Raw genomic sequence first — 25,230 nt, 5'->3', positions numbered from 1 at the left:
AAGACGACTCCTGGCCAAACAATGCTATTTACAATAAAAAAATTATACATTTGAATGATGCCATTAAATAGACGACAGGCGCTACGTTTAATCGCGGGGAGTGTCGGAGCAGGGTCTGCGATCCTGCTGCGCGATTCCATTCCAATAGCTGGGGCTTCAGGTGCCGCCGTGGCCAAACCGCTGCACACCAAAGGTGGCGATCTGATCTATGCATCAACGGCCGATCTTCTCAAGCGCTATCGACGTCGTGAGCTGTCGCCGGTTGAGGTTCTTGAGGCACAGATCGAGCGCTACAGCGAAGTCGAGCCGCTCATCAATGCCTGCACCTACACACATTTTGACTCGGCACGAAAAGCCGCCAAGACATCAGAACAGCGATACAAAAACAAGACGGCACGTCCTTTGGAGGGAATTACCGTTGCTCTCAAGGACGAATACGACGTCACAGGTTGGATCACCACGGCAGGATCCAAGGTCCTGAAGGACAACGTGGCCACCAGCAACCATCCAGCTGTCGACAAGCTGATCCAGGCCGGAGCCGTTCTGCACATGCAGACCACCGTCCCGGAGATGTACTTCGCCGCAGTGACATGGACTGATCTCTGGGGGGTCACGCGGAATCCCTGGAATCTGAAGTACACCGTTGGCGGATCGTCGGGTGGGTCAGGCGCTGCTCTGGCAGCAGGCATGACGACCCTTGCCACTGGCTCAGACATGGGGGGTTCAACGAGAATTCCCTGCGCCTTCAATGGCCTTTACGGGTTCAAGCCTCCCTATGGGCGGAACGCACCGCCACCGGGTTCCACCTTTCTGTTGCCCTCCACAGAAGGGCCAATGGCTCGAACCTTCGAAGGAATGGTCCGTTTGCAGAACGTGCTCAGCGGACCGGCTCCCTATACGCCAACGGCCCTGAGACCCAAGCTGGAGCTTCCCCTCCGCTATCCATCGATCAAGGGCATGCGGATCGCCTTCAGCATGAATCAAGGCTGGGCCGAGATCGATGCGGACACCCAAGCGAACACCCGTGAAGCCTTGCGGGTCTTTGAGCGCCTGGGTGCAGTCATTGACGAGGTTGACCTGAATCTCGGCGTGGACGGCCCCGCACTTCGCACCGCCCTCGTCAATGCTCTGCTGAGCGGAGGTTTCGGAGAGGATTTGAAGCAGCTCAACGCCTACAGCGACCAACTCACCAGCTACGGCCGTTACTTCTCCGAGATGGCGGCAACAGCTCGCGGCAGCGCCGAAGCCAAGCAAGCCGAGGACATGATCAATGCCCTCTACAAACGGATTCAGGATGCTGTCTTCCTGAACGGGTACAGCGCAGTGCTGATGCCGACACTGGCCACCAGCGATGTCGCGGCTGATTTCGATCCAACAAAAGACACCATCCGCATCAATGGTCAGCCCGTGGAGCCCAATGTGGGCTGGGTGCTCACAGCACTGTGGAATCTCCTGAATTGGAATCCGGTTGTTTCCATCCCCACAGGTCTCAATCGCAATCAGATGCCGACGGGTCTTCAGATCTGCACAACCACCTATGACGACGCAACCGCAATGCGCATCGCTTCTGCGTATGCCTCCGAAGCACCCGCCCTGTTCACAGGCAACCGGTTCCCTGCATTCCTGAATCAGTCCGCAGTCGATCAGGTGCGATCAACTAGCAGAGGCTGATCAGGCAGCGGTGCCCTGGGCGATCGCCGATCAGGAAGGCGAGATCCATCGCGGCCATGGCCTCGAGAACCTGCCCGCAGGCCATGGCATTGATGCCGCGCACCTGGTTCCCCACCGCCATGGCCGAGAGGTCCTCCAGCAACAACCAACGCCCCGCATCGCTGGAGCCATTGCCCGTTGCGTAGGCACCTGGGTGTGCACCGGGCCGGCCAGGGTCCTGGAGTGAGGGATCGCAAAGCCCAGCTCACCAGGGCAGCGGCCCGCGTCCTGCCGCAGTGTTGCAACCCACCTGGGAGCCGAGCAGTGCCCCGAGGGGAATCGCCCAGGAGCGGCCGTCATCCCGAGACATGGCGTAGGCCGCAGCACCACCACCGAGCCCACCGATCAGGCGACCGAGATTGCAGCGCTGCACCTGTTGCTCCGGCGTGAGTGCTGGCGTGCCGTAGGCCTGATCACCGTTGTTCACTGGTGTTCCATAGCCATTGCCATAGACATAACCATTGCTGTAGCTAGGGCCGTTGCTTTGGCCTGCATGGCTCCTCCACCAGGGGCGCGCCTCGGCCATCGGAGGGAACAGGGCGCTGATGGTTGCGGAAATGCCAAGGCAGCAGACAGCCACTGGCCGCAGCCAACGGTGCTGAAACGCGAAAAAGGTCATGACGCTTGAGTGTGTGTGAGGAGGTCAGACAGACGCCATGCCTGTTGACCTACCACCAGCCAACTCCGAGACGACGGCGGAAGGGTGACTGAACCTGAAGAAGAATCTGACCGGATCTATCCAGCGCCGATCCGCCGACGGCCAGACACCTGCTGGATCAAGACAGCAATCACGATCAGCGCTGCCGCCAGCCCTTGCGGCCAGCCGAGTGGTTCGGCCAACACCCAGTGCGCGGCAATCAAAGACACCACCAGCGTGAGGGTGGCCCAGAACGTGACTGTCACCACGCCCAGCGATCCGTAAGCGCGCGCAAGCGTCCACTGACTCCCCAGGGTGATCAGGCAGGCATAACCACCGATCACTCCCAGCACCCACCATCGGCTGAGATCCATGAAATGGCTGGGTCCATACAGCGCCAGAGCAATCACAGCAAACGCGATGGAGGCCACCAGGCTGCAAAGGCCCACCGAGAGCCCTGGAGGTAAGCCGTGCTGCTGAATCCTGCGTGCCGAAAGCCCGCTGAAGGCGAAAGCCACCACACCCACCAGGGCCCAAGCGACTCCAGACAGAGACAACCCTCCACCCTCGAACGTCGCTGAGCCACCGGCTGCAGCAGCCACCAGCAAACCCACCATGATCAGCCCCACGCTGAGAGGAAACGTTCGCGGCAGGCGTTCCCCCAACGACCAGGAGGCCAGAAGTGCACTCGCCGGCACCGTGAGTGAGAACACCAGGGTCTGCTGCACCACACCCAGCGACTCAAGCGCGAGGTAATACGCCACAGGGGCAAGACAAAAACCGAGCACTGTCTGCCAGGCAAGCAGCTGCTTCTCCTGAACAGTGAGCAGCTGGAATCGTTCACAACTGGTGCGGCGATCCAGAAGCACCAGACCCACGCCACTCACCAAGGTGGAGAAGAAGAACACATTGCAGAAGCTGATCACTTCGATGCCCTCGTCCATGGCGATCGAGGCGCCGCGGAGCTGAAGCCACTTGAGGAGGGTGCTGTCGCTTCCCCTCAACAGAACAAACAGCGCAAGGGTCAGAGGGCCAGGAAGCTGCTGGAAGCGATTCTTCCCCTTCAGCTGAATTCCGCTCACAAGTGGGAGCCGGGTCGGCTGGTGCTCAAGGCTTCAGCTGATCCAGAAGGGTCTGGGTCAGCGCCAACTCGCAGCGCGTGGTGAAAATGCCATAGCCCGTGCCCTGGAACGCCATCGACTTGGCATAGGCGCAAATCGTGCGGCGTTCAGCCCGGAAGGCAGAGGCCTGTGCTTTTGGATCGGCACTGGTTTTGTAGAACCCGGTCAGGTTGTCGCGCCAAAGCGTCTGAAACACCTCACTGGGCACCTCATTGGCTTCCTTGGCCACCCGGGCGAGGGCCTTCTCCAGGGTTTGGTCCATCGTTTTCAGCGCGGCGATCACACAACCGGTTTCAGCCACCGTGCTTTGAGATGAGCTGCACACCTCCGCCGCTGGAGCCGGCAGCGGCAGCAGGGGCACGACGGCAGAGGCGAGCAACAGAGACAGTGAGGCGCGCACGATCGAACCCTTTGTTCCAACTGGCCACCATCTTGGCTGAGTTCTGCCAGATAGCAGCTGCGGCACCTATGACTGGGCCATCTCCCCCTGCACTGGGCCCGATGCTCCGCAGCATTTGTCTCACATCAGCTCTGATCGCCGGCTCCCTGGTGGTTCCAGCCAAGGCCGAGATCGTGAAAGCCTTCTGCGTTCTCTCCCGGCACGACCACACCATTCCGGTGGAAGAGTTCGACTGCGAGTTCCGGCAATCCCAGGGGACGGTGCAGGTCACCTCCACACGCTGGTCGTTTCTGTTCCCGGCAGCTGAACAGGGCAAGACCTTCCAGCGCGACAATTCAATCGAGCGGATCCGGTTAATCAGGGAAGGGGAGTACACCCTCAGCATTTATCAGGGCGGCAAGCCGGCTCCGACAACAGCCCCCAAGGTCTCCAGGGCCTACCCCCTCCAGTGCTGGCTCAACACAGTCGCCTCCACCTGTAAGACCACACCAACGGCGAACGGCGGCTTCCGCCTTGAGTTCTCCCATGCCGACCAACCCATCTACACCCTCACCCCGGTGGGGCCTGCCACAACTGACCGGCAGGAGATGGTCGACAGCACCGGTACCCGCTGGGCGATGAGCGGCCATCACTCCTTCCAGCTGGTGGAGATCGGTGGCTACGGCAACAAGATCGAGGTGAGCGCCCCCTGAGGCGCCTGCTTCAAACTCCAAGCAAGCTGAATCGATAGCGCAAGGCCAGGTCGTAAAGGCCAAGGGTGTTGGACACCATGGCCTTACCGATGAAGCGCCCCCCGGGGTGGTGCAGGCGGATTCGGCCCCCAGGCGCACGTAGCTCAGATCGGTGAGCAGGCCCAGTCGATCCCGTTCCACGCTGCCCCGCAGCGCCGTGGCCCACTTCAGGCCGGAGAGGATGTCGCTCAGGTCGAGGTCCGTGTCGGCCTCGAAGCCCTTGATGGTGGTGCTGCCCGTGACCCGTAGGGGCGCAAAGCCATAGAGCTCCACCGAGCCCCGCCAGGGGTTGCTGCCTTCTGCCGCGTCCTATCCAGGCGCCAGTTCCACTGCAGAGGCAGTGTTCGGTTCGAGTGTGCTGGTTGTCTGCCTCGGCGATGCCGGCATTGCCCCGTTCTCAGCGTGATCAGCCTGGGCGGGGGCCGGTTGCAGCAGGCTGCACGCCAGCAGCAGGGGAGCGGTTGCGTGATGCAGGTGCCTGGAGTGGACAGCGGTCATCGATGGGTTAGCAGGAAGGGATCAGGCGAGCTGTGGAGTGCCAGGAGCGTGTTGCACAGTTCGACAGTCACAGCCCACCCCGCTTGTCGGGGTCCGTGAAGTTGCGCTGCACTTGGCCTTGGGATCGCCGCCGACATTGGTGGGCATGTTGCGGCTGGGCATCGCCAGCGGCGGCTCAGGGTTTCAGGTGCAGAAGTTTTTGGGCTTGCTCAAACTTCATTCTCCGATGCAGTTCATTGCGATCAGTGCAAGGCGATGGGCGACCTGCTCCTGGTGAATACATTGCCCCCAACCCAGATGGAGCTATAAGCGATCAGGACATACAACGATGCCCTTGTTCATGCCTGTCCGACAGCGCTTTGCCTTCCTGTTGCTGAGCTGGCTTTCAGTGCTGTTGATTCAGGCACCCAATGGCCTAGCCCAATCCAGAACAGCACGATTGCCTGGCGCACGTCCCAACGTTCTTCTGATCGTCGGGGATGACATGGGTCTCGCGGACATCGGACCTTACGGATCAGAAATCCAAACCCCTCACCTCAACGCTTTGGCGGCAGAGGGTGTGCGCTTCACGAATTCCCACGTGACGCCGGTGTGCTCGGTCACTCGGGCGGAGCTGCTCACGGGCAACAACAACATCGAAGTAGGACTCGGTTCCTACGACTATCTCGTGTATGGTCCAGCCAAGGGTAAACCCGGTTACGAGGGCTATCTCACCCGCAATACGGTAATGATCTCCGAGCTGCTCAGAGATGCCGGATACAACACCGTGATGGCTGGAAAATGGCATTTAGGTGGCAGTAAAACTGGAGGAGAAGGACCTGCGCAGTGGGGATTTGAGCGCAGCTATGGAATGTTGAGTGGTGGCGGCAACCACTGGAACGACGAGGAATTCCTGCCGAATCAACGGGATCCGAAAGTTCAGGCCGCTCTAAAAGCGGGGAAGGTTCCCCCCGTCGGCAAAGAGTCTTACTACGAAAATGGTCAACGCGTCACTCGTCCTGAAGGGGTTTATTCCGATGATCTGTTCACTAATCAACTGATCGAGTACATCGAAGCAGGACGAAAGGAAGGCCAACCATTCTTTGCTTATCTTCCTTACACCACCGCCCACTTCCCCCTGCAGGCACCGCAGGAGCTGATCGATCAGTACGAAGACCACTACCTAGCTCTCGGCTGGGATGACCTCAAAGCCGATCGGCTCAAACGCATGCAGGCGACTGGCGTGATTCCTGCCGACGTGAGCCTGCCACCTGCTAATCCGCTGGTCCGCAGGCGCTGGGAATCGTTGTCGCCAGAGCAAAAGCGCGTTCAGGCCCGTGTGATGGCAACGTTTGCCGCAATGGTTGACCACCAGGACCGATCCATCGGCCGGTTGCTGGATTACCTGGAGGATACTAATCAACTCGATAACACACTGATCATCTACCTGGCGGACAACGGCCCTGAAGCCTTCGACGGACAGGGAGGAGTGATCACCAACCCAATCGGCAAGTCCTACATCCAACAAAACTACTCCGATGCCTACAATGACATCGGCAAGGCCAACAGCAACTGGCAATACGGCGCTGAGTGGGCCAACGGAAGCACCGGCCCGATGCAGTGGATGAAGGTCTTCGTCGCTGGCGGCGGGGTGCGCACACCGTTGATCATCCGACCACCCGAGGGCAGTGGTTTCACCCGGGCCGGCGTCATCGAATCGGCACCTGTCAGGGTCAAGGATCTTGCCACCACCATCCTCAGTTATGCGGGTGTGGAGCGGCCAGAGCGTCGCTACGGCGATCGCGAGATTGTGCCCAGCAGCGGTGTTGATCTCAAGCCTTACCTCACCGGCACAAAGCCAAGACCACGCCTTCCGGGTGAGTGGATGGCCTTTGAACTCATGGGCAATGCCTACCTGATTGACGGCGATTACAAGGTGATGCGCCAGCGCAGCGGCATGTGGGGAGATGGCCAATGGCACCTTTACAACATTGTTCTTGACCCTGGCGAAACCCAACCGTTGGACGACGCCCAGCCCGAACGTCTCAAGCGCATGGTCGCGCAATACGAGATCTATGCCAGCGAGAAAGGGATTGTGCCGGTGGCCGACGACTGGAGCCCATGGAGTTCCTTCGGGAGAGTGAATTGATGGCAGGTCTCTCCCTCGCGAGCGCTCCGTTCACTGTTGGCTGCGCCCTGATCGTCGCTTTGGCGGGATGGTCCGCACCCTCTGCTCAAGCCCAGGACGAAGCCCGACAGAACGCCGTCGACAAGATTGTTGAACAGGTGCAGCAAGGAGCCGGCAAAGCATCCCTGCCCGTCGCCCTGAGCATTGATCACGCCCGGCTCGCCCGCAAGGCCGGGTCACCCATGCCGCCCTCCACGGTGGTGATGGTTCGTGATCCAGATCTGGAGACCAGCTGGTTGCAAGCTGATCCCGACCTGGCGCTGGAACTCCCCCTGCGTGTACTCGTCCACCAGCCAACAACGGAGCTATCCCCCCGGGTCAGTCGTCAGAGCGGTGCCTCCCTGCTGCAGCGCCATGGGCTGAGCCATCCATCCCTGGCTGGGCAATACGACCGGAGCATGGTCTCTCTTCTCCAGCAGGTGCCGAATTCAGCGGTTCAGGTCGTTCCTGCTTTCAAGAGAGCTGGAGATGGCATCGTCAGCATCCCCAGTCCACTGGATCTGAATCAAACCCTCGCGCGGGTTCTCGAGATCATCGATGAACAGAGCGACACGGTGCTCTTTGAGGTGATCCGATTCAATGCCACCGATGAGGCAGCCCAGCAAGGCGCACCTGTCACCCTTGTTCTCTTCGGGGGGCCAGGCCCCGGCGGCCGCGCGATGGCTGACGCCACCCTGCTCGGGCTGGATGCGTTCTGCCAGAAGATGCTGATCCGCAGAGATGCCGAAGGCCAGGTTGTGGTGCGCTTCAACGATCTCACCTGGATCGCCGCTCGTCAGGGCATGGCCGTGTCTCCAGTGCTTCAGGCGATCAACACCCGTTTGATCAACACCTTCGGGCAGGGATTGACCAGGGAGCAACCTGCATCGAGATGAGAGAAGCGCGTTGGTATCTGCTGCTGAGTGCGGTGGGACTTCTGCCCATTGCACTCAGCTACGGCATCAACCCCAGCTCGCTGCTGCCCGAGCTGATGGATCTGCAGTTCAGCGGAACCAACATGGCGCATGTCTTCAGAGCAGTCATGGGCCTGTATCTGGGCATGGCCTCTCTCTGGATCACGGGAGCCTTGCGAGGGGGTGCCCTGCTGACAACGGCGCTGATCAGCGAAGTGGTCTTCATGGGCGGGCTCGCCGCCGGTCGTCTCCTCAGCCTGGCCGTCGATGGTCGCCCAGGTGCCATCTTCCTGGTTTACACCGCATCAGAGCTGTTGCTGACACTCTGGGGATTGCGGTGTTGGAGTCGTCGTCATGAGCCTTGATTCCCTTAGCTCACTGGTGCACATCCCTGCCGGTCGATACCGGATCGGATCGGATCGCTTCTACCCGGAGGAAGCACCCAGTCGGGAGATCGATTTGCCCGCATTCCAGATCGAACGATCACCCGTCACCAACAGAGAATTTGCTCACTTCGTGCGCAGCAGCGGGTACCGCACGATCTCTGAGCGACCCGCCGATCCACAGGTCTATCCATTACTGACCCCGGAACAGCGTCAACCCGCATCCATCGTGTTTCAGGCGCCACCATCGGCCGTGGATCGCTCTCAGCCTCGCCAGTGGTGGGCGCTTGTTCCTGGAGCCAGTTGGCAACATCCTCAGGGGCCCGGCAGTTCCATTGCTGATCTGGACGATCACCCTGTCGTTCACATCGCCTACGCCGATGCCATCGCTTACTGCACCTGGGCCAATCGGCGTCTGCCCACCGCAGAGGAATGGGAGGTAGCAGCCCGCGGTGGCTTGAAGGATGCGGACTACGCCTGGGGGGAGGACGTCAATCCCAACGGTCGCTGGATGGCGAACACCTGGCAAGGTGAATTCCCCTGGCAGAACGATGGTCTCGACGGGTGGGAATGGACATCGCCTGTTGGCGCTTTCCCGGCCAACGGCTACGGCCTGATGGATGTCTGCGGAAACGTCTGGGAATGGACGTCATCGGCCTATCCAACTCCGAAAGCTGAACAACAACGCCACATCGTGAAGGGAGGTTCCTTCCTGTGCGCGGATAATTACTGCAAGCGCTACAGGCCTTCAGCCCTGATTGGGCAAACCTTGGATACGTCCACATGCCATATGGGTTTTCGCTGTGCACTGGACGCAGCGGATTGATCCACGACCCATCTCGAACACGCAGCACTGGCGCCGACCATGGCCAAGATGAAGGATGAGCCGATCAGCATCTGCCCATGATTCGCGCCAGAGCTGCCGTGGCCTGGGCTCCCTGTGAACCCCTCGATGTCACCGAGATCGACGTGGCCCCGCCCCAGGCCGGAGAGGTGCTGCTGAAGGTGGTAGCCACAGGGGTGTGCCACACCGATGCCTACACCCTCTCGGGAGCCGATCCCGAAGGACTTTTTCCCACGGTGCTGGGCCTGCGTCATCCGCAGCGCTACCGCTCTGTTTCAGCGGTGGCACCGATCTGCCATCCCAGCGCCTGCCCATGGGGGCAGAAGGCCTTCAGCCATTTTCTCGGAAACAGCGCCGAGGCGCAGGCAAGCTGGCGGGCCTGGGATGGCGTGGCCCTACTCGAGGATGGTCATCGCCGGGACGACAGCCTGCTCGTGGATGTCGGCTCCGCCGATCCCTTCCTTGAAGAACAGCTGCGCCCGAGCCGCTTCAGCGCATCAAGATCGAGCTTGAGATCAGGCTTACCCTGGCGCCTCTCTGGGCCTTGGTGATCAGGTTCAACGTGGTGGCGTTTCTCGGCTACGCCTGGGCCCGCTCCCATGGCTTGTGAAGCAAAGCCTCCGAAAGCTGCCATAACGAAGCCGCCAGCTCGTGATCGGCGCCTGCCGCACTCGTGGCCGTGGCCTCAAAGCGATGCAGGCCCGGGCGCACCAGCCGGTTGCTCCAGTAACTGAAGCCAGGGGTCGCAAAGGCAGCATCGGTGGCCAGATCAGCCAGCAACCGACCGGCCGTCGGCACCGATTCGGTGAGACGCAGCAGATCCCGTGCCACCAGCGCAAACAACGCCATCCCCAGAGGGTTGTTCTGGCGGTTGTGGCGGAAGAAGCCTTCGCTGCTGCGGGGAATCACCAACCCAGGGCTCCAGCTGATCACCGGCATGGAGCCCTCCAGTTGCCGATCGAGCTCGCGCCCCAGCAGCACATTGCAGAGCTTGCTGTCTTTGTAGGCCTTGTCGCCATCGAAGCGATCACTGCCATCGAGCATCACGAAGCCGGCACCCGCCCGAAGCCCCGCCAGATCCCCCAGGTCAGCCGGTTGGCCCACACGCCCTCCGCCGCTGGCGGGGTTGTGCACCTCCGACGCGGTGATCACGATCCGTGGCTGCGGCCCCGCTTGCAGCAACGGCAGCAGCCGGGCGGCGATCAACTGGTGGGCCAGCTGGTTCACAGCGAAGGTGATTTCAATCCCCTGGGGCGTGAACACGGGCGCGGCGGCTCCGGCACGCTGCTGGCCGGCATTCAGCACCAGGCCATCCAGGGGTTGCCCTTGATCCAGCAGCTTCTGGCAGGCGCGCTCCACGCTCGCCAGATCCGCCAGATCCACGGCGATGCAGGCGATCTGACTGGGCGCCGCTCCGGCAGCTCGCAGCTGCTGCTCCGTCTGATCGGCTCGCTCGGCCGTGCGACAGAACAACGTGAGCTGATGGCCACTGCGAGCGAGACGCCGAGCCGCTTCCAGACCGATGCCCGAACTGGCGCCCGTGATCAAGAGTCGTTTCATGGCAACCACGGCCAGCGCAGACCCAGAGCTTCCGCCGGGTTCATCACCAGAGCATTCAAGGCGCGACCGATCAGCACCTGCGGTTCATCAGCGCGGATCGGGATCACGGGGTGTTCCCTGGCCGAGGCGGTGGGAGTCGTGACGACCCAACGACGAATCAGGGAATTGGCGGCCTCCAGGCCACACACATAAGCCCGCTCCTGACACAGACCCTTGGCGCCATGCTCGCGGCTGCCCATCCGCACCCAGTCGCCGGCACACACGATCGATGGCAGCGCCGTTTCCAGGGGCGGCCGCTGCTTGAAACTCCCCGGTGCAAACAGCGACACCGACCCCGGATAGCGCTTCACCTCCGCCTCCAGCACCGTGGCGGTGTGAAAGGCGGGATTGGCCACCGGCAACAGCTCCCGCATCAACAACGCCACGATCTCCTGATCGCTGAGGGCCGCGATGGCCGAAGCGTTGTAGAAGTCGCTGGCAATCACCGAACCCTGGGGTTGCTCCCCGCCCCACAGGGCTGCTTCCTCCCCCTTCTGCAGCTGATCGAGCATGAAGAAGGTGCCACCGGCTCCCCGCAACGCCTCAAAACGGGAGAACACATTGGCGGGATCGGCAACCTCCACATAGGCATCGAGCCACAGACGCACCGACACCACATCAATGGCACCAAGCCTGCCGGCCTCGACCAGCTCCGGAACGGCAGCAGCACAGGCCGGCGAGGCCGTCATCAACGCGCCCATCCCCTTGGCGCCCACGGCCAGAACCACCGCATCCACCGCTTCAATCAGCCCCTGCTCACCCGTTTCAACCGCACGGGTTGCCACCGAAGCAACCGCCGATCCATCGGGCGTGAGGTTCAATCCCGTGGCCAGCGTGCCCCCCAGCACCCTCAGGCCGTGGTGCTCGACGAGCCTTCGGGCCAGGGGGGCCATCAGCTGTTCGGCAAGGCTCTTGCTCTTGATCCAGCGCACATCAAATGAATCCTGATGCGCGAGGGCGTAGTAGTAGAGCAGCTCCATCGTCACCGCCGCCGAGAGCTCTTCGGGCGGCTTGAACAGTCCCACCAGCAGGATCGGCCGCAGGAAGTCGTGGATCATGCGCTCGCTGATGCCCAGCTTCTCGAACAGGGCCTGGGCGCTGATCGCGTCGTAGCGCCTGAACACCTGCTCGCTGCGCTGCAGATCCAGCATGGCGATCAGCAGACCGGCGATGCTCAACCGATCGGCGATCGGCAGGCGCTTGAAGTTGGTGAGCGTTGCTGCCACCTGTCCCAAAGGACTCGGCCACTGGGGCGCATCCCCGAACACCGGCGCCGTGGCCTCCAGACCATCGGGCGACCAGAAGGCACTGGTGGTGAATTCGGTGAACACATCGCTGAGGCCGAGCTCGGCGGTGAGGGCATTGATGTTGGGGTAGTCCCTCCAGAAGCCACGGGTGCCGGCTTCAAACGGCTTACCGGTGGCGGTGATGAGCGGCGTGCTGCCGGTGGGATCCGCCATCCCATCCAGCAGGGTCACACGCACTCCGGCTTCGCCGAGGGCCTTGGCCGCTCCCCAGCCAGCCCAGCCTGCGCCGATCACCACCACGTGGGAAGGCCTGGATTGTTCCGTCATGGCCATCACTCGAGCGAAAACTCCCTGCGCAGAGCCCGCGCATCCTGAATGCGCTGCGCCGAGGCCAGCTGACGCAAACGCGTGTTCAGCCAGGCTTTCAGCCGGGTGGACGCCACCGATCGGTTGAGCAGCCGATCACTCGGTTCGGGCTCGCCGAAGGGAATGGTCATCTGAACCAGACGGTGCTTGAGGCTAGGCAGATCCGTGCGGCGGCCCGACGGCGGCGTGCTCAGGGTGTGCAGGGGCCGTTGGCCGTCACCACCACTTCATCCCCCAACGTCACGGTTTGGAGCAGGGTTTTGAGGATCGGCTCCTTCACATTCAGGCAGCCGCCGGTGACCTTCTCGCCGACACGCGCCTCGTTGTTGCTGCCGTGGATCGCAAAGCTGTACCAGCGGAATTTGCCGGCGTACTCGTTGAATCGGAACGGCTGCTTCACGCTGTCGATCGGCTCCAGGCTGATGTAGCCGATGCCGTATTCCCCCACCTCGCCATCGCCACTGAAGTCGATCGCGCTCATGTTGTTGAACAGCATCGTCTTGAGCTCAGCTTCGCTCTTGCCCGATTGCTTGATGAGTTGCGGGGCCATCACGAACTGGTCCCGGCTCAGAATCGCATTCACCTTGAAGCGCCCCAGCGGTGTGTAGCCCTCCTCGAATCGGGTGCCGGCACAGGTGACGCCGTAACGGCCGTAGCCCACTTGAAAACTGGTGAGCTGCTTGCCACGCACCAACGTGCCTTTGCTTTGGGCCGGATCGTTCAGATCGATCGCAATCCGGATCGGACCGTCCAGCGGTTCAGCGCTGCCCGAGCCACCGCCTGGCTTTGCGCCATCCCGCCCGCCGCAGCCCACCAGCAGCAGAGCGAGAGCAAACAGCGCAAAGGGAATACGGAGTCCCATCCCGAAGCAACAACCTGAGTGGCCCCATGCTGGCCAGGCTCAACCCGACCACCCCCTGTGGCAGCTCACGTTCTGGCCAAAGGCAACTGGCACAGTGCCAGTTCATCCGGGTAGTATTGCGGCGTGAGGAGAAAAAACTCTTCAGGGTGGAAACAAGGTCACACTCCTGAAGCGTTTTCGGAACCCCTGCCTTCGGCGGGGGTTTTGTTTTATCTGCCCACAGCGTCAACAGCGACCCACAAAAAAGAGGCCCCTTTCGGCAGCCTCTCGGAGGGTGTGAGGAGAAAAGCCCTGTGAGGAGCTTTCCTACCCACAGTCATAGATCCCAGCCGTCCCTCTGGGGAAGCCCCCACATCAGCCGTAACGACCACACGGCGAACGGTGTTGGCTTCCTCAAGGCGCCTTCTGGAATCCAGGGCCAGGCTTGACGGGGATTCCGCCGTTGCAGAAGTTGGAGGCAAACACCTCCTGGTCCTGCACGGTCCAGTCGGGCTTATTGGCCTGATACCAACGGATGCTGTCGAGATAACAGGTGTTCCAGCGAGCCGACTGTTCCGCAATCGGGCGCAGAGACACGGCAATCGACACCGCACTGGCCGTGGCGATGATCCCCAGCACCGGCATCAGATGGGCATTGATCATGTCGCGTGCTTTTGACATCGCCAAGAGGAAACAACTGGTCTCAGTCTCACTCCATAGCATCGACCAACACGGAAGTCGGGCCCATGCCAACGCGAGACGAGAGCAGCGCCGAGGTGATCACCGACTTCAGCCAATTCGCCGAGCGGGTGGATTACTCGCTGCTGGAGGCCCTTCGTCCGGATCCCGAGGCCACCAGCGACGGCAACGATCACCGGCCTCGCCAGGTCCGTTCAGGCCATTACGTACCGGTCACGCCCACCCCCCTTCCTGAGCCCGAGTACGTGGCCCACAGCCAGGGGCTCTTCGCCGAGCTCGGACTCAGCGATGCCTTGGCCCACGACGCTCGGTTCCGCCGACTGTTTTCCGGGGATGCCTCAGTGGCCACAGGAGCGATGCGTCCCTGGGGCTGGGCGACGGGCTATGCCCTCTCGATCTACGGCACTGAATACATCCAGCAGTGTCCTTTCGGCACTGGCAACGGCTACGGCGATGGCAGGGCCCTGTCGATCGTGGAGGGCGTCTACGTAGGCCGGCGCTGGGAGATGCAGCTCAAGGGTGGCGGCCCCACCCCCTACTGCCGCGGCGCCGACGGCCGTGCGGTGCTGCGCTCCAGTGTGCGTGAGTTCCTGGCCCAGGAGTTCATGCACGCCCTCGGTGTGCCCAGCTCCCGCTCGCTCACCCTTTACATGTCGCGCGCCGAAACCGTGCGCCGGCCCTGGTACAGCCCCCAGTCACGCTCCTTCGAGCCGGATGTGATGGTCGACAACCCCGCAGCGATCAGCACCCGGGTGGCACCGTCCTTCCTGCGCGTGGGGCAGCTCGAGCTGTTCGCCCGCCGCGCCCGCAGCCAGGCCCACCCCGAGGCCATGGCCGAACTGCAGTTGATCGTGGAGCACCTGATCGAGCGCAACTACCGGGCCGAGATCGATCCAGCGCTGCCGTTCTCAGAGCAGCTGCTGGAGCTGGCCCGACACTTCCGCGCCAGGCTCACGCGACTGGTCGCCGACTGGATGCGCGTCGGCTACTGCCAAGGGAACTTCAACAGCGACAACTGCGCCGCCGGGGGCTACACCCTCGACTACGGCCCCTTCGGCTTCTGCGAACTGTTCGATCCGCGCTTCCAACCCTGGACCGGAGGGGGTGAGCACTTCTCCTTCTTCAACCAACCTGCGGCGGCCGAAGTGAATTACGGGATGTTCTGGCGATCCCTGCGGCCGCTGCTCGAAGGCAACCGTGAAGCCCTGACGGAGCTCGATGCGATCCACGAAGGCTTCGCCGCCGTGATGCAGCAGGAACTCGAAGCGATGTGGGCCCGCAAGCTCGGTCTCGCCATCTACGACGAAGAGCTGGTGAGCAAGCTGCTGCAGCTGCTGATGGCCTCCCGAGCTGACTACACCCGCAGCTTCCGGCTGCTGTCTGCCATTCCTGAGCAGGCCTCCGATCTGCACCCCAGCTTCTATGTGCCGAGCTCCAGTGAGCTCGATCAGCAGTGGGAGAGCTGGCTGCAGCAGTGGCGCACACAACTCCATGCCAACAACACCCTGGAGGAAACATCGGCCGCGATGCGTCGCGTGAACCCCGCCGTCACCTGGCGCGAGTGGCTGATCGCCCCTGCCTACCAGCAAGCGGAACAGGGAGACCACAGCCTGATCCAGGAGCTGCAGGAGGTGTTCAGCACTCCCTACGACGATCTCTCAGCAGAACGTGCTGCCCGCTACGACCGCCTCAGGCCCCGGGACTTGTTCAATACCGGCGGCCTCTCCCACTACAGCTGTTCGTCGTAATCGCCTCTGCCCCTGGAGGGCCCGCTCAAAGAGCCTTCCCAAACGCTGAGATTTCCGCCGGTGTTGGATTCATCGCGATCGCCATCAGCAGCAGGTCGGCCGCCAGCAGTTGATCCCCCTCAGCGAGCAGCAAGCGTCTCAACAGGATCACATCGCCGTAGTCAGCGGCAGCGTTTCCACTGAGGAAACTCCGGGCCGTACCTCGGGCAACCACCAACTGGAGAGACATGCTCATGGCTTCAAGCTGGCACCGCCAAGGATTCCAGTGATGAGACAGCAGATTCTCAGCTGATTTGCCTGCCAGGCCCGGGCCGCTAGGCCATCAGTGATTGGTAGGCCTCGCTGATGCGCCGGAAGGCCTCTGCCGAGCCACCCATATCCGGATGGTGCTGTTTCACCAGGCGCCGAAACGCCTGCTTGATCGCCTCCTGAGACGCCCCGGCCTGAAGGCCCAGCACTGCCAAAGGATCCGAGCCGGAGGTCCAGGCCTGGTCGCTGCTCTGCCGGCGATCACTGCTGCGTTGATCCGTGCTGCGTTGATCCGTACTGCGTTGATCCGTGCGAGTGCGCCGGCTGCTGTTCGGACGCAGCCGCTGCCGTAGCTCCGCCACCACCCGGGCCGGATCCTCATCCAGCCACTCACTGGCCCGCACGCCATAGAGCGCGAAGGCGGCCAGCACGGCCATGCCCTTTTTGGTGGCCCTGCGCCCCACCGCCGACAGCAGATCGGTGCCCAGGCCGCTCACCAGCCGGTCAAGGCGCTGCTGGAGACTGAGCTGCGGGTGGAAGCTGCTGCGGTTGAGTCGATCCACCAGAGCCTCCAGGCCGCTCTGACGCAGGTCAGACCAGCCCGCTTGCTGGGCCATGGCCTCGCCCCAGCGACGCACCTGGTCAGCACTCACCCGCGGCGGCGGACTGGCGGAAGGCTCCTGCCATCGCGGGGACTGCACCCACTGCTGACGCCTCTGCCGCTCAAGCTCCCGCTGCAGCCGTCGCACCTCCCGGCGCAGGGCCTCATTCTCCGCGAGCAGTGCCGTGAGATTGACGGTGACACGGGGATCAGCCCCCGGGTCCTGAGCGCGCGATCGAGAGGTCGACCACTGGCGCGGATCAAATCCCATGGGGTGCGCTCACCAGGGCAGCAGCTCACCATTGGAGTGCCAGAAGCTGCCGCTGGTTTCCAGGGTGAGTGCATCGATGCACGCCAGCAACCCCTCGACCGCCTGCTCCGGGGCTATGCCATTGGGATTGAAGTTGATCATGCGGGTGCGTACGAGGCCAGGATGCAGGATCGCGACTGCAATACCGCGGGGTTGGAGGTCAATCGCCAGCGATTTGCCGGCAATGTTCAAGGCCACCTTCGACATCCGGTAGCCATAGGAGCCCCCGGAGCTGTTATCGGCGATCGAACCCATACGACTGGTCATCAACGCCAGCTTGGCCCCCCGCGGCATCTGATCCAGCAGCGCCTGCGCCAGGAGCAACGGCGCCAGGGCATTCAGCTCGAACTGACGGCGGATCCCCTCCGGATCGAGATCCTCCAGCCCCATCGACTGCAGGATGCCGGCATTGAGAATCACCACATCGAGACGCTGTCCCTGCAGGCGAGCAACCAGTTCAGCGGGGGTCCCAGACTCGGCCAGATCCAGCCCCGCTTCAATTCGCACCCCCAGGGCCTCAAGCTCCGGAGAGGGCTCGCGGCAGACCGCAATCACCTGATCACCTCGTGCCTGTAACTGCCGGCAATACTCCAGACCAATGCCCCGGTTGGCACCTGTAACCAGACACGTTGCCATCCACCCTCAAAACACTGGCTTTCCGCTCCCATCCTGGGGGATCGCCCCATCTCTGATCAGTCCAATCACCACGAAGCTGCGACCGGGATGATCGGCCGCCGTAACCCGGCAGGCATCACTGCGGCTGGAGGCCCGCACCCGCACTCTCTGTTCACCAGCCGCCGACAACAGGCAAACCTCATAGGACCCACGCATCACGCCTCCGGAGCGCACCCTCATCCGTTGTTGTGGCACAGGCGAATTTCATCCCGCCGGAGAGATGTCGAAATGAAATTCCCCTGACGGAAGGATCACAGGCAGGCCTAAACCGAATCCATCCGCACGATTCCAATGGCGTTCATCAGCCGCATTTGTGCCACCTCCCGCGGGTCCACCATTGATGCCGTCGGAAACGGCCGCTACCGGGTCTGCGATCGCCAGTCGCACTGCGCCGAAGTGGATGGACTCTGGAAGGCCTATGAAACCCTCCGGCAGCAGGAGCAGCGGTCCGACTGAAGCCGCGGCCCAGCTCCTAAAAGCTCTGCTCGCTCTGGCCAGCGAAACGCCCCGCATAGTGTTCATCGCCCTCCATGCGCTGGAAGATGAACTGACAGATGGGCGTGCCCGGGGTGACCGCCAAGGGCGCCGGCCCGAAATTACTCATCTCCAGCACCTGCTGGCTGTCGATGCCTGGCCCCATGAACGGTGCACTGATGTGCACCATCAATCCGAGGCGTGCAAACCGACTCCGCCCCTCCAGCCAACCGCAAAGCCCCGGGCCGAGCTTGAGACGCTCGCGCGTGATACCCAGCACCGTCTCGCCCGGCATGATCAGGAAATGCTGTCCCTCAGGAACCTCCAGCTTGTCGGTAAAGCTGCGGTAATCGGTGTGTTCGCGCACCTCAATCACTTCATGCACCTTGCGGAACACCCGGAAGGTGCTGGCCAGGGTGAGATCCACAGAGGCCGGTCCCACATGCTCGGCCGTGAACGGGGTGATCGTGATCTGGCCGTGATCCATCGCCTCGAGAATGGCCCGGCGCCCTAACACCACCATCGGAACCCTTTGTGGGCGCTCAGTTTATGGGCTTTGCAGGGATGGCCATCATGGAGACATTCGATCAACGCCATGCCGCTGCGCCGAACCAAGCGCTGGAATCTGATGGCCGCTGTGGCCCTGCTGCTGGCGGCGATGCTGGCGGTCTCGGGGATCAGCCAGCTTGATCTTCAGCGCGGTGCCGACGCCGATCGCCTGCAGCTCAGCGCCCTGCCCCACCGCAGCAGCATCCGCTTGGAGCAGCAGCGGCGCGACGGCTGGAGCTCCCTGCGTAGCGATCGAATGTCACAACGGGAGTTGCAGCAGGATGCGGAGAACGCCGCTGCCGCGACCTATCGCGTCACGGTCGGGGTCTACGCCACCAATACCTACGACCTCGACCTGAGCGTTCCCAGCTTCGCGTCCAACGGCTACATCTGGCTGCGCTGGCAGGAGCCGCTGCAGCGCTACCTCGAGCAGCAGCAGCTTGGACTTGAGGATCGCGTGATCCTGCTCAATCAGCTGCTCTCCGATGCCGATCCGGGACTCCAACCGATCGGCGACCCAGAACGTCTCGACGATGGCAGTTATTACCAGCTCTTCTCCTACCTCGGACGCTTCTACATCGATCGCGCCAGTTTCCGACGTTTTCCCTTCACCACTGTGAGCCTGCCGCTGGTGCTGGAGGCCGATGACGTTGACGGGGTGTTCGAGTACGCCAATCTGCGCTTTGTGCCGGATGTGAAGAACAGCGGTGTCGGCCTGTTCTCAGGAATCATCGGCTGGCTGAAACGGGGCTGGTCCATTGCGGAATATCGCCATCAATACGCCACCAACTTCGGCCTCGGCGGTCCAGCAGCGGCCTACAGCACCCTGGTGTACGACATCGCCTTCGGCACCTCCTCCTGGTCGGCATTCTGGCGCCTGATCCTGCCGCTGCTCGTGGTGATGGCGATGGTGCTGCTGGTGTTCAAGGTGCGTGCTGATGAGCAGGATGCACGCGCCGGTATTCCCGTGACCGTGCTGCTAACCCTGGTGTTCCTGCAGCAGACCTACCGGGATGAACTGCCCCAGCTGCCCTTTCTCACCTTCCTCGATCAGGTGTATGTGGTGGCCTACGTGGTCACCCTGCTGGCCTTCGTGCTCGTGATCTGGATCGGACGCCGCTACAACGAACTCGAGGCGATGCCCGAGGGGCCACAGCGACAGGCGCTTGCCCAGCGCCTGCACACCCTCGATGAACTCTGGCCGCTCAGCGTGGTGGGATTCACAACCGTGAGCGTGGTGCTGTGCTGGCTCACCCTGCCGCCCCTGAGCTGAGAGTTCGGCGCAAGAAGATTCAGCGCAAGAAGGTTCAGCGCAAGAAGATTCAGCGGATCAGAGTGAGATCGGGATACTGAGCCGTGAGCTTTCCGTTGCTGTCGTAGGTGTTCATCGCCAGCCGATTGCTGCCATCCAGAGGAACCGCCAACTGCACCACGGCGTCACCGGTTGGACAGGGTTTCGGAAACAGGGTGAGGCGCGCAACGCCAAACACCAGGTCGCTGGGCTCATTGGGTGGCACCAACTGATCCGGGAAAGCGCCGTTGCGGCCCCAGGGCAGAACCTTCACGCTGTAGTCGCTTTCGCAGATTCCATTCGCTGGCGTCCCCCAGCGGATCCGATTCGGCTCCACCGACAGCACATCCACGACGGCGCGTCCGGCCGTGCTGTTGGCCTTCCAGCGACCCAGATAAACGTTGTCGCGAGCCCAGTCTTTGGGCTTATCCGGCTCCCCTGAAGCCTGATCGGTGACGGGCTGTTTGTTGGATTCAGCACCAAGCCGATAGGCGCGCATCGCCCCGCCGTAGAGCAGCCCGATCACATAGCCACTCGCCTGGTAGGCGATGGCGCTGCCAACCCCGGCGATCAGGGCCGCGCTCAGCAGGGCGTGACCAGTGGAGCGACGCATGACCCTCGCTGGATTCAACCCAGCAAGGCTAGGGAGCTCCTCGGACAATGAACCGTCAGGAACTCAACGCCGACACACACCCCATGGCCGTTTGAGGTGACGATGGGGCGCCCGATCCCAACCGCCCATGTCCGGCGGCACCATGGCCTTCCCGGAACACCACATGATCCAGGAGATCCTCGAGGCCTATGCCGGTCGGGTGGCCGCGGACGTGGCCGACGCAGCGGACGAGCAACAACCTCTGATCGAGTCCTTCCACATTCAGCTGCTCACCCTCAGTCCCCAGCAACTGGATGTGGTGCATCAGGAGTGGTGTCCCTGAGGCCGAACCCGCCGTGCTGGCCCTAGAAACTCAGGCGACAGCGGGCGGCATGCATCTGAAGCTCACCAGAAGAAGTGCCATTCATGGGGTTGTAGGCATAGGGTGCCCGGTTGCCGGAACCCAGCTCTGCGACGCCGCAGTCCATGCTGCGGCCGTCAATCTGCAGAGAGAACTCCTCGATGGGTATCCCGGATTGCTGAGGGCTCTGCCGGCGCATCTCCACAGGCGGTAAGGGCGGAATGGGTGGTGGGTCCACGCGTGCCCTGAGCCTCAATGCCAGCCAGCATGCCCTGGACAAAAGCGGTTGGCCACTGCCAGGGCCGTGGGGTCGTTGGTCACGGGCTGCCAACCCTTCGGAACTGAGCGGGGGATGCGCACATCACCGAGTCGGTCAAAGGTGCGGTCCTGACAGTCGAGGCGATAGGTGAAAAAGGAGCGGGTCGACCCCGCGGGCGTCCCGCCCGTGAGGCTCGGAGCCACATAGCCATCACGCCAACACCGGTTGCGCTCGCAGCGCACCGTGCCGGGGTTGCCTTGATTCAGTCGAGCGGGGATGGCTGGCCACTCGATCACCGTGTGGCCGACGAATTCCAGATATCGATCACGACGACCGCTGAGCACAATCGGTCGCACGGAGGCATCGTCGTAGCTGTAGGGGCTTGGCACCGGCACGGCAACCATCTCCGCCATCGCTGCACCCTCCAGGCCGATTAGCACCTGAAGCAGGGCCGCTGCAGCGGTCATCAACGGCAGACGAGGCATCGGTCTTCGCTTGGGCCTTCACTGTCGATGGCACAGAGACCGAAGATCTCCCCCAAATGGGGGAGGGTTGTGACCAGCTGCAACTCAGGCTGCGGTATCAAGGCAATGACGTTCGGCAGCACGGCATCGATGGCAAGCGCAGGGGGACCGACGCCGAATCCGATCGGCCATGCGGTGGAGCAACTCTCGAACGCAGTGTTTCCCCAGGCATCGCTCGGACAACTGCTGTTCACCCTGCTGTTACTTGGCCTCGTCGCGCTGTTGATCGGCGTCCCCATCGCCCGCCAACGTCGCCACGTGCAGCAGTTTCAGAAGCGCGTTCAGGAGCGCGACAAACCGGACTAGAGCTCAAACACCCTTACAGCTCAAACACCGTGCCCAGCAGGCTGGCGGGATGATCCACCCCATCCGTGCGCAGCAATTCCAACTGCAGCAGCAGGACGACATGAGCCGAGAAGCGAAGCGCCGAAACGATCGCGAGGCCGAGGCAGAGAGGGCAGTGCATCAATCCCATGGATGCAGCTTCGAGCGGTTCTCCCTCCGCTGACGAGAACCGTGCGATTTCTTGACCTTGCTGTGAAGCAGGGAGGCCACAGGGTCTCCGCACTGCGGTCAGTAGTAACGCCCTGGATACTCCCCGGGATGGTCCACCCGCGTCACCCGCACGCCGGCCACGGATCGCCCTGAAAGGCGCAGAAGGTCGCTCCCCGAAACGGCATAACCCAACTCCTGGGCCAGCATGGCCACCTGATCCGCAGTGATCGCCTCCTGCACCTGCCGCCGCAACTGCGGATCGCGCGCCAGCCGCTGAAGAAACTGCTCGAGCGGATTCAGAGGCCTTCCATGCAGTCGAGGCAGACCCTACAGGCAGCGATCAGCCTTAACCCTTTCTCCCTTGCACAGCACCAACCCCCAGGCTTAGTACGTGCGTACTGATTCCGGGAACCATGGAGGACTGGGACTTCATTGAGCAGGGCGAGCTGCGCAGCAGCCGCTGCGCCAGCGTCTGCATCACCTGCCAACACTTTCGCTACAGCTGCGATCAGCACTGCCGAACGCTGCTCGCCTGCGGACTTCGCCAGCGCCTCTTGCCCCAGGGAGACCATCTCACCCGCACCTGTTCGCTCTGGGCCCCCACCTGGCAGCAACAGGCGGGTTGGGCACCGGAGGTGGCCTGAGGAGTCAGCGCTCTCGCCAGCGATTCCAGGCCTTTCGATGCCATGGGGTGAAGTCCTGCAGGGGAGGCGGAGGCCCTTGCTGGACCCGTTCCATCCGCTCCAACTCCGCACGCAGCTCACGCAACACGGGGATCAAGAGAAGCGCTGCAACGAGTCCCACCACCAGGAGCACCGGCAGCAAGGTGACCAGCCAGATCGCCGCCACGGTCGCAGCCACAATCCCGGCGAGCATGGCACTCAGTCGCCGCAGCCATCGCGGCCGGCTTCGCCCAGGAAGTTGCTTCATGGCAGCAGCGCTTTTGCCCTCACTCTGCCGCGGGCACGCCAGATCCAATCTCGGTCAGCGCCAGTCGTGAGGCAATGCGCCTTTACACCGATTGCCGATGTGTTCCAGGCAACCAAGACTGAGTGCATCGAGATCGGAGGAACCGGATGACGGCAGACACTCCACCTGAGCAACTTCTAGAAGCAAGCTGACTTTCTGGCCCCTGCTCCAACAGTTTTCACACCCAAAGAAGGGCTCGTCACCTCATCAGGTCATCAACGCCTGAACGACCCTCCACACCGCACCGCCACAGGTGCCCTTCGGAGTCAAAAGCCCCTCACCTGGAACCATGGCCCCAGGCGCCACCAGCCAGACGCTTCCTGTTTCCTTTCGCTTCACACACTGTCCTTCGCAACGGAGTTTCTTTCTGATTCGCGTTCAGTTCAGTCGATGACAGGAAACTGATGAACAAACGAGCGACGTAGGCCGTCTCTTCCATCCGGGAGGGGCGGCCTCCTTCATGAGCAGTCAGCCCAGCCAGCATGGTCATCGCAGCCAGCCGGGACCATGCTTTGAACAAACGGAGCGGCTGCCACCTTGATCACCACCAGTGCTCCACCGCCGATCGCCGGCCGCGAAGACGAGCTCCGGGCCCTGATGGAACAGCCCGCGCTCAGACCACTCACCTCCTCAGAGCGACCGCTGGCGTCGAGCCGCTCCGCCTTTGCCTGTGCGCTGCACATGCATCAGCCCACGATCCCAGCCGGGCCCGATGGAGCACTGATCTCCCACCTGCAATACATGCTGGATCACCCCGGCGAGGGGGATAACCACAACGCCGAGCCGTTTGCCCATTGCTACCGGCGAATGGCCGAGCTGATTCCCGAGCTGATCGGTGAGGGCTGCGAGCCGCGGATCATGCTCGATTACTCCGGCAACCTGCTCTGGGGTGCCACCCAGATGGGGCGTGAGGACATCACGGGCGCGCTCCGATTCCTGGCCTGCGACCCGCAGATGCAGCGCCATGTTGAGTTTCTCGGGAGCTTCTGGAGCCATGCAGTGGCCCCCTCCACGCCGATCCCGGATCTGAAGCTGCAGATCAGCGCCTGGCAGCATCAGTTTGCGGCGATGTTCGGTGATGAGGCGCTGCAGAGGGTCCGGGGCTTCTCGCCACCGGAAATGCATCTGCCCAACCATCCCGACACCCTGTTCAGCTTCATCACCGCTCTCCGGGAGAGCGGTTATCAGTGGCTGCTGGTTCAGGAGCACAGCGTGGAAACCCTCAGCGGTTCCCCCCTGAGCAGGGAGCAGTGCCTGCTGCCCAATCGCCTGGTGGCCCGCAATGCTTGCGGCGAGGAGATTGCGATCACAGCGCTGATCAAGACCCAGGGCTCCGACACCAAGCTCGTGGGTCAGATGCAGCCCTGCTACGAGGCACTGGGGCTTGATCGCCTCCCCCTCGGCACCAAAACGGTGCCCGCCCTGGTGACACAGATTGCCGATGGTGAGAACGGGGGCGTGATGATGAACGAGTTTCCCGAAGCCTTCCGGCAGGCCCATCGCCGTCTCCATGAGAACGGAAACGGCTGCATCGCCCTCAACGGCACGGAGTATCTGGCGCAGCTGGATGCCGCCGGAATCGACACCAGTGCATTCCCAACCATTCAGGCCGTGGGTCAGAGCCGGCTCTGGGAGGCGGTGGGATCGGCCCCGACGCCGGCAGCTGTGCAGGCTGCGATCGAGCGACTGCAGCAGGCCGATCCCTCCTTTGCGATGGAGGGATCCTCATGGACCAACGATCTCAGCTGGGTGCAGGGATACGACAACGTTCTGGAGCCGATGCAGGAACTCAGCGCCCGCTTTCACGCCCGCTTCGATCCACTGCGCGATCAGGATCCAACGATCAGCCGACGCGCCGACTACCAGGAGGCCCTCCTGCATCTGCTGCTGCTGGAAACCAGCTGCTTCCGTTACTGGGGGCAGGGCACCTGGACCGACTACGCCAAGGAGATTCACCGACGCGGCATGGCGCTGCTGGAGGGGCAATCCGGCTGAGG

The 25,230-nt window shown here is 62.5% G+C and carries 34 protein-coding genes; 14 read left to right on the top strand and 20 right to left on the bottom strand.

All coding sequences use genetic code 11. The features are described 5' to 3' along the window. Positions 1-168: 168 nt before the first annotated feature. On the top strand, positions 169-1,671 hold the full coding sequence (locus tag H0O21_RS07470; protein WP_185189233.1) for an amidase: 1,503 nt from the start codon (positions 169-171) through the stop codon (positions 1,669-1,671). On the opposite strand, the gene H0O21_RS13395 is transcribed toward H0O21_RS07470, so the two are convergent. The 4 genes from H0O21_RS13395 to H0O21_RS07450 all read right to left on the bottom strand — a co-directional run bounded on the left by H0O21_RS13395 (position 1,658) and on the right by H0O21_RS07450 (position 3,868). Next, on the bottom strand, positions 1,658-1,816 hold the full coding sequence (locus H0O21_RS13395; protein WP_255440934.1) for a hypothetical protein: 159 nt from the start codon (positions 1,814-1,816) through the stop codon (positions 1,658-1,660). The genes H0O21_RS07470 and H0O21_RS13395 overlap by 14 nt on opposite strands. A gap of 99 nt (positions 1,817-1,915) precedes the next feature. Next, the gene (locus H0O21_RS07460) at positions 1,916-2,329 is read right to left on the bottom strand and encodes a glycine zipper 2TM domain-containing protein (RefSeq protein ID WP_185189232.1); all 414 of its coding nucleotides are present in this window, start codon (positions 2,327-2,329) and stop codon (positions 1,916-1,918) included. 116 nt (positions 2,330-2,445) lie between these two features. Further along, positions 2,446-3,429, bottom strand: coding sequence for a DMT family transporter (locus H0O21_RS07455; protein ID WP_185189231.1), 984 nt, complete (start codon positions 3,427-3,429; stop codon positions 2,446-2,448). 25 nt (positions 3,430-3,454) lie between these two features. Then, positions 3,455-3,868: a lysozyme inhibitor LprI family protein gene (locus H0O21_RS07450; protein ID WP_185189230.1), complete on the bottom strand. Its 414-nt coding sequence runs from the start codon at positions 3,866-3,868 to the stop codon at positions 3,455-3,457. A 101-nt stretch (positions 3,869-3,969) separates the two neighbouring features. Between H0O21_RS07450 and H0O21_RS07445 the strand changes: the two genes are divergently transcribed. From H0O21_RS07445 to H0O21_RS13390, 6 genes are all read left to right on the top strand, one after another. Next, positions 3,970-4,560: a hypothetical protein gene (locus tag H0O21_RS07445; protein WP_185189229.1), complete on the top strand. Its 591-nt coding sequence runs from the start codon at positions 3,970-3,972 to the stop codon at positions 4,558-4,560. An 877-nt stretch (positions 4,561-5,437) separates the two neighbouring features. Then, positions 5,438-7,225: an arylsulfatase gene (locus H0O21_RS07440; RefSeq protein WP_185189228.1), complete on the top strand. Its 1,788-nt coding sequence runs from the start codon at positions 5,438-5,440 to the stop codon at positions 7,223-7,225. Beyond that, entirely contained in the window at positions 7,225-8,139 is a 915-nt protein-coding gene (locus H0O21_RS07435) for a DUF302 domain-containing protein (protein ID WP_185189227.1), read from the top strand. Before H0O21_RS07440 ends, H0O21_RS07435 begins: the two co-directional genes overlap by 1 nt. Then, on the top strand, positions 8,136-8,522 hold the full coding sequence (locus tag H0O21_RS07430) for a DUF4345 domain-containing protein (RefSeq protein WP_185189226.1): 387 nt from the start codon (positions 8,136-8,138) through the stop codon (positions 8,520-8,522). Before H0O21_RS07435 ends, H0O21_RS07430 begins: the two co-directional genes overlap by 4 nt. Next, positions 8,512-9,366 carry a formylglycine-generating enzyme family protein gene (locus H0O21_RS07425; protein WP_185189225.1) on the top strand — a complete coding sequence of 285 codons (855 nt, stop codon included), beginning with the start codon at positions 8,512-8,514 and terminating at the stop codon, positions 9,364-9,366. The genes H0O21_RS07430 and H0O21_RS07425 overlap by 11 nt, the downstream gene beginning before the upstream one ends. Before the next feature lie 77 nt (positions 9,367-9,443). Then, complete coding sequence (locus H0O21_RS13390) at positions 9,444-9,935, top strand: alpha/beta hydrolase-fold protein (protein ID WP_370523011.1); 492 nt, start codon at positions 9,444-9,446, stop codon at positions 9,933-9,935. Between the two features lie 28 nt (positions 9,936-9,963). Here H0O21_RS13390 and H0O21_RS07410 read toward each other — a convergent pair whose 3' ends face one another. From H0O21_RS07410 to H0O21_RS07390, 5 genes are all read right to left on the bottom strand, one after another. Continuing rightward, positions 9,964-10,944 (bottom strand): SDR family NAD(P)-dependent oxidoreductase, encoded by a 981-nt coding sequence (locus tag H0O21_RS07410; RefSeq protein WP_185189224.1) that lies wholly within the window; start codon positions 10,942-10,944, stop codon positions 9,964-9,966. Continuing rightward, entirely contained in the window at positions 10,941-12,563 is a 1,623-nt protein-coding gene (locus H0O21_RS07405; RefSeq protein ID WP_185189223.1) for an FAD-dependent oxidoreductase, read from the bottom strand. The genes H0O21_RS07410 and H0O21_RS07405 overlap by 4 nt, the downstream gene beginning before the upstream one ends. Then, on the bottom strand, positions 12,563-12,727 hold the full coding sequence (locus H0O21_RS07400; RefSeq protein WP_164498727.1) for a hypothetical protein: 165 nt from the start codon (positions 12,725-12,727) through the stop codon (positions 12,563-12,565). The genes H0O21_RS07405 and H0O21_RS07400 overlap by 1 nt, the downstream gene beginning before the upstream one ends. Before the next feature lie 59 nt (positions 12,728-12,786). Further along, positions 12,787-13,458 (bottom strand): L,D-transpeptidase, encoded by a 672-nt coding sequence (locus tag H0O21_RS07395; protein ID WP_185189222.1) that lies wholly within the window; start codon positions 13,456-13,458, stop codon positions 12,787-12,789. A 393-nt stretch (positions 13,459-13,851) separates the two neighbouring features. After that, on the bottom strand, positions 13,852-14,118 hold the full coding sequence (locus tag H0O21_RS07390; RefSeq protein WP_130129669.1) for a hypothetical protein: 267 nt from the start codon (positions 14,116-14,118) through the stop codon (positions 13,852-13,854). Between the two features lie 65 nt (positions 14,119-14,183). Between H0O21_RS07390 and H0O21_RS07385 the strand changes: the two genes are divergently transcribed. Further along, a complete protein-coding gene (locus H0O21_RS07385; RefSeq protein ID WP_185189221.1) occupies positions 14,184-15,884 on the top strand; it encodes a protein adenylyltransferase SelO family protein in 1,701 nt (566 codons plus the stop codon). 25 nt (positions 15,885-15,909) lie between these two features. Here H0O21_RS07385 and H0O21_RS07380 read toward each other — a convergent pair whose 3' ends face one another. The 4 genes from H0O21_RS07380 to H0O21_RS07365 all read right to left on the bottom strand — a co-directional run bounded on the left by H0O21_RS07380 (position 15,910) and on the right by H0O21_RS07365 (position 17,899). Continuing rightward, on the bottom strand, positions 15,910-16,119 hold the full coding sequence (locus H0O21_RS07380; protein WP_185189220.1) for a hypothetical protein: 210 nt from the start codon (positions 16,117-16,119) through the stop codon (positions 15,910-15,912). A 79-nt stretch (positions 16,120-16,198) separates the two neighbouring features. Next, entirely contained in the window at positions 16,199-17,005 is an 807-nt protein-coding gene (locus H0O21_RS07375; RefSeq protein WP_185189219.1) for a J domain-containing protein, read from the bottom strand. Positions 17,006-17,014: 9 nt separating this feature from the next. After that, a complete protein-coding gene (locus H0O21_RS07370; RefSeq protein ID WP_185189218.1) occupies positions 17,015-17,680 on the bottom strand; it encodes an SDR family oxidoreductase in 666 nt (221 codons plus the stop codon). Between the two features lie 6 nt (positions 17,681-17,686). Then, a complete protein-coding gene (locus tag H0O21_RS07365; RefSeq protein WP_131454542.1) occupies positions 17,687-17,899 on the bottom strand; it encodes a hypothetical protein in 213 nt (70 codons plus the stop codon). Positions 17,900-18,010: 111 nt separating this feature from the next. On the opposite strand from H0O21_RS07365, the gene H0O21_RS07360 reads away from it, so the two are divergent. Next, positions 18,011-18,175 carry a hypothetical protein gene (locus tag H0O21_RS07360; protein WP_164498729.1) on the top strand — a complete coding sequence of 55 codons (165 nt, stop codon included), beginning with the start codon at positions 18,011-18,013 and terminating at the stop codon, positions 18,173-18,175. Positions 18,176-18,191: 16 nt separating this feature from the next. Here the strand turns inward: H0O21_RS07360 and dcd are convergent, their stop codons facing one another. Beyond that, a complete protein-coding gene (gene dcd / locus H0O21_RS07355) occupies positions 18,192-18,716 on the bottom strand; it encodes a dCTP deaminase (RefSeq protein ID WP_131594514.1) in 525 nt (174 codons plus the stop codon). Between the two features lie 72 nt (positions 18,717-18,788). Here dcd and H0O21_RS07350 point away from each other — a divergent pair, with 72 nt between their 5' ends. After that, positions 18,789-20,015, top strand: a complete 1,227-nt coding sequence (locus H0O21_RS07350; protein WP_255440933.1) for a hypothetical protein — start codon at positions 18,789-18,791, stop codon at positions 20,013-20,015. 49 nt (positions 20,016-20,064) lie between these two features. Here the strand turns inward: H0O21_RS07350 and H0O21_RS07345 are convergent, their stop codons facing one another. Further along, complete coding sequence (locus H0O21_RS07345; RefSeq protein WP_185189217.1) at positions 20,065-20,646, bottom strand: hypothetical protein; 582 nt, start codon at positions 20,644-20,646, stop codon at positions 20,065-20,067. 127 nt (positions 20,647-20,773) lie between these two features. On the opposite strand from H0O21_RS07345, the gene H0O21_RS07340 reads away from it, so the two are divergent. Next, positions 20,774-20,968, top strand: coding sequence for a hypothetical protein (locus tag H0O21_RS07340; RefSeq protein WP_131454545.1), 195 nt, complete (start codon positions 20,774-20,776; stop codon positions 20,966-20,968). Positions 20,969-20,990: 22 nt separating this feature from the next. Here the strand turns inward: H0O21_RS07340 and H0O21_RS07335 are convergent, their stop codons facing one another. Both H0O21_RS07335 and H0O21_RS07330 read right to left on the bottom strand, forming a co-directional pair. Further along, entirely contained in the window at positions 20,991-21,224 is a 234-nt protein-coding gene (locus H0O21_RS07335; protein WP_185189216.1) for a hypothetical protein, read from the bottom strand. Positions 21,225-21,238: 14 nt separating this feature from the next. Further along, positions 21,239-21,730, bottom strand: coding sequence for a hypothetical protein (locus tag H0O21_RS07330; protein ID WP_185189215.1), 492 nt, complete (start codon positions 21,728-21,730; stop codon positions 21,239-21,241). 129 nt (positions 21,731-21,859) lie between these two features. Here H0O21_RS07330 and H0O21_RS07325 point away from each other — a divergent pair, with 129 nt between their 5' ends. Then, positions 21,860-22,075, top strand: coding sequence for a hypothetical protein (locus H0O21_RS07325; protein ID WP_185189214.1), 216 nt, complete (start codon positions 21,860-21,862; stop codon positions 22,073-22,075). A 13-nt stretch (positions 22,076-22,088) separates the two neighbouring features. Here the strand turns inward: H0O21_RS07325 and H0O21_RS07320 are convergent, their stop codons facing one another. Then, positions 22,089-22,244: a hypothetical protein gene (locus H0O21_RS07320; RefSeq protein ID WP_161567578.1), complete on the bottom strand. Its 156-nt coding sequence runs from the start codon at positions 22,242-22,244 to the stop codon at positions 22,089-22,091. Positions 22,245-22,342: 98 nt separating this feature from the next. Continuing rightward, a complete protein-coding gene (locus tag H0O21_RS07315; protein ID WP_130130483.1) occupies positions 22,343-22,564 on the bottom strand; it encodes a Nif11-like leader peptide family natural product precursor in 222 nt (73 codons plus the stop codon). A 113-nt stretch (positions 22,565-22,677) separates the two neighbouring features. Here H0O21_RS07315 and H0O21_RS07310 point away from each other — a divergent pair, with 113 nt between their 5' ends. Next, positions 22,678-22,908 carry a hypothetical protein gene (locus H0O21_RS07310; protein ID WP_185189213.1) on the top strand — a complete coding sequence of 77 codons (231 nt, stop codon included), beginning with the start codon at positions 22,678-22,680 and terminating at the stop codon, positions 22,906-22,908. A gap of 4 nt (positions 22,909-22,912) precedes the next feature. Here H0O21_RS07310 and H0O21_RS07305 read toward each other — a convergent pair whose 3' ends face one another. Continuing rightward, positions 22,913-23,194, bottom strand: a complete 282-nt coding sequence (locus H0O21_RS07305; RefSeq protein WP_185189212.1) for a hypothetical protein — start codon at positions 23,192-23,194, stop codon at positions 22,913-22,915. A gap of 636 nt (positions 23,195-23,830) precedes the next feature. Here H0O21_RS07305 and H0O21_RS07300 point away from each other — a divergent pair. Next, entirely contained in the window at positions 23,831-25,228 is a 1,398-nt protein-coding gene (locus H0O21_RS07300) for a glycosyl hydrolase family 57 (protein WP_255441191.1), read from the top strand. Positions 25,229-25,230: the final 2 nt, after the last annotated feature.

The sequence above is a fragment of the Synechococcus sp. HK01-R genome (genome assembly GCF_014217855.1).
In the GTDB taxonomy this organism is placed as follows: Bacteria; Cyanobacteriota; Cyanobacteriia; order PCC-6307; family Cyanobiaceae; genus Synechococcus_C.
This window is presented reverse-complemented; position numbering and strand designations above follow the sequence as displayed.

Coding starts and splice junctions, on each gene's coding strand:
- H0O21_RS07460 (WP_185189232.1), bottom strand. CDS start 2,329: ATGACCTTTTTCGCGTTTCAGCACCGTTGGCTGCGGCCAGTGGCTGTC.
- H0O21_RS07445 (WP_185189229.1), top strand. CDS start 3,970: ATGCTCCGCAGCATTTGTCTCACATCAGCTCTGATCGCCGGCTCCCTG.
- H0O21_RS07440 (WP_185189228.1), top strand. CDS start 5,438: ATGCCTGTCCGACAGCGCTTTGCCTTCCTGTTGCTGAGCTGGCTTTCA.
- H0O21_RS07435 (WP_185189227.1), top strand. CDS start 7,225: ATGGCAGGTCTCTCCCTCGCGAGCGCTCCGTTCACTGTTGGCTGCGCC.
- H0O21_RS07430 (WP_185189226.1), top strand. CDS start 8,136: ATGAGAGAAGCGCGTTGGTATCTGCTGCTGAGTGCGGTGGGACTTCTG.
- H0O21_RS07425 (WP_185189225.1), top strand. CDS start 8,512: ATGAGCCTTGATTCCCTTAGCTCACTGGTGCACATCCCTGCCGGTCGA.
- H0O21_RS13390 (WP_370523011.1), top strand. CDS start 9,444: ATGATTCGCGCCAGAGCTGCCGTGGCCTGGGCTCCCTGTGAACCCCTC.
- H0O21_RS07410 (WP_185189224.1), bottom strand. CDS start 10,944: ATGAAACGACTCTTGATCACGGGCGCCAGTTCGGGCATCGGTCTGGAA.
- H0O21_RS07405 (WP_185189223.1), bottom strand. CDS start 12,563: ATGGCCATGACGGAACAATCCAGGCCTTCCCACGTGGTGGTGATCGGC.
- H0O21_RS07400 (WP_164498727.1), bottom strand. CDS start 12,727: ATGACCATTCCCTTCGGCGAGCCCGAACCGAGTGATCGGCTGCTCAAC.
- H0O21_RS07395 (WP_185189222.1), bottom strand. CDS start 13,458: ATGGGACTCCGTATTCCCTTTGCGCTGTTTGCTCTCGCTCTGCTGCTG.
- H0O21_RS07390 (WP_130129669.1), bottom strand. CDS start 14,118: ATGTCAAAAGCACGCGACATGATCAATGCCCATCTGATGCCGGTGCTG.
- H0O21_RS07385 (WP_185189221.1), top strand. CDS start 14,184: ATGCCAACGCGAGACGAGAGCAGCGCCGAGGTGATCACCGACTTCAGC.
- H0O21_RS07380 (WP_185189220.1), bottom strand. CDS start 16,119: ATGAGCATGTCTCTCCAGTTGGTGGTTGCCCGAGGTACGGCCCGGAGT.
- H0O21_RS07375 (WP_185189219.1), bottom strand. CDS start 17,005: ATGGGATTTGATCCGCGCCAGTGGTCGACCTCTCGATCGCGCGCTCAG.
- H0O21_RS07370 (WP_185189218.1), bottom strand. CDS start 17,680: ATGGCAACGTGTCTGGTTACAGGTGCCAACCGGGGCATTGGTCTGGAG.
- H0O21_RS07365 (WP_131454542.1), bottom strand. CDS start 17,899: ATGAGGGTGCGCTCCGGAGGCGTGATGCGTGGGTCCTATGAGGTTTGC.
- H0O21_RS07360 (WP_164498729.1), top strand. CDS start 18,011: ATGGCGTTCATCAGCCGCATTTGTGCCACCTCCCGCGGGTCCACCATT.
- dcd (WP_131594514.1), bottom strand. CDS start 18,716: ATGGTGGTGTTAGGGCGCCGGGCCATTCTCGAGGCGATGGATCACGGC.
- H0O21_RS07350 (WP_255440933.1), top strand. CDS start 18,789: ATGCCGCTGCGCCGAACCAAGCGCTGGAATCTGATGGCCGCTGTGGCC.
- H0O21_RS07345 (WP_185189217.1), bottom strand. CDS start 20,646: ATGCGTCGCTCCACTGGTCACGCCCTGCTGAGCGCGGCCCTGATCGCC.
- H0O21_RS07340 (WP_131454545.1), top strand. CDS start 20,774: ATGTCCGGCGGCACCATGGCCTTCCCGGAACACCACATGATCCAGGAG.
- H0O21_RS07330 (WP_185189215.1), bottom strand. CDS start 21,730: ATGCCTCGTCTGCCGTTGATGACCGCTGCAGCGGCCCTGCTTCAGGTG.
- H0O21_RS07325 (WP_185189214.1), top strand. CDS start 21,860: ATGGCAAGCGCAGGGGGACCGACGCCGAATCCGATCGGCCATGCGGTG.
- H0O21_RS07320 (WP_161567578.1), bottom strand. CDS start 22,244: ATGGGATTGATGCACTGCCCTCTCTGCCTCGGCCTCGCGATCGTTTCG.
- H0O21_RS07310 (WP_185189213.1), top strand. CDS start 22,678: ATGGAGGACTGGGACTTCATTGAGCAGGGCGAGCTGCGCAGCAGCCGC.
- H0O21_RS07305 (WP_185189212.1), bottom strand. CDS start 23,194: ATGAAGCAACTTCCTGGGCGAAGCCGGCCGCGATGGCTGCGGCGACTG.
- H0O21_RS07300 (WP_255441191.1), top strand. CDS start 23,831: ATGGAACAGCCCGCGCTCAGACCACTCACCTCCTCAGAGCGACCGCTG.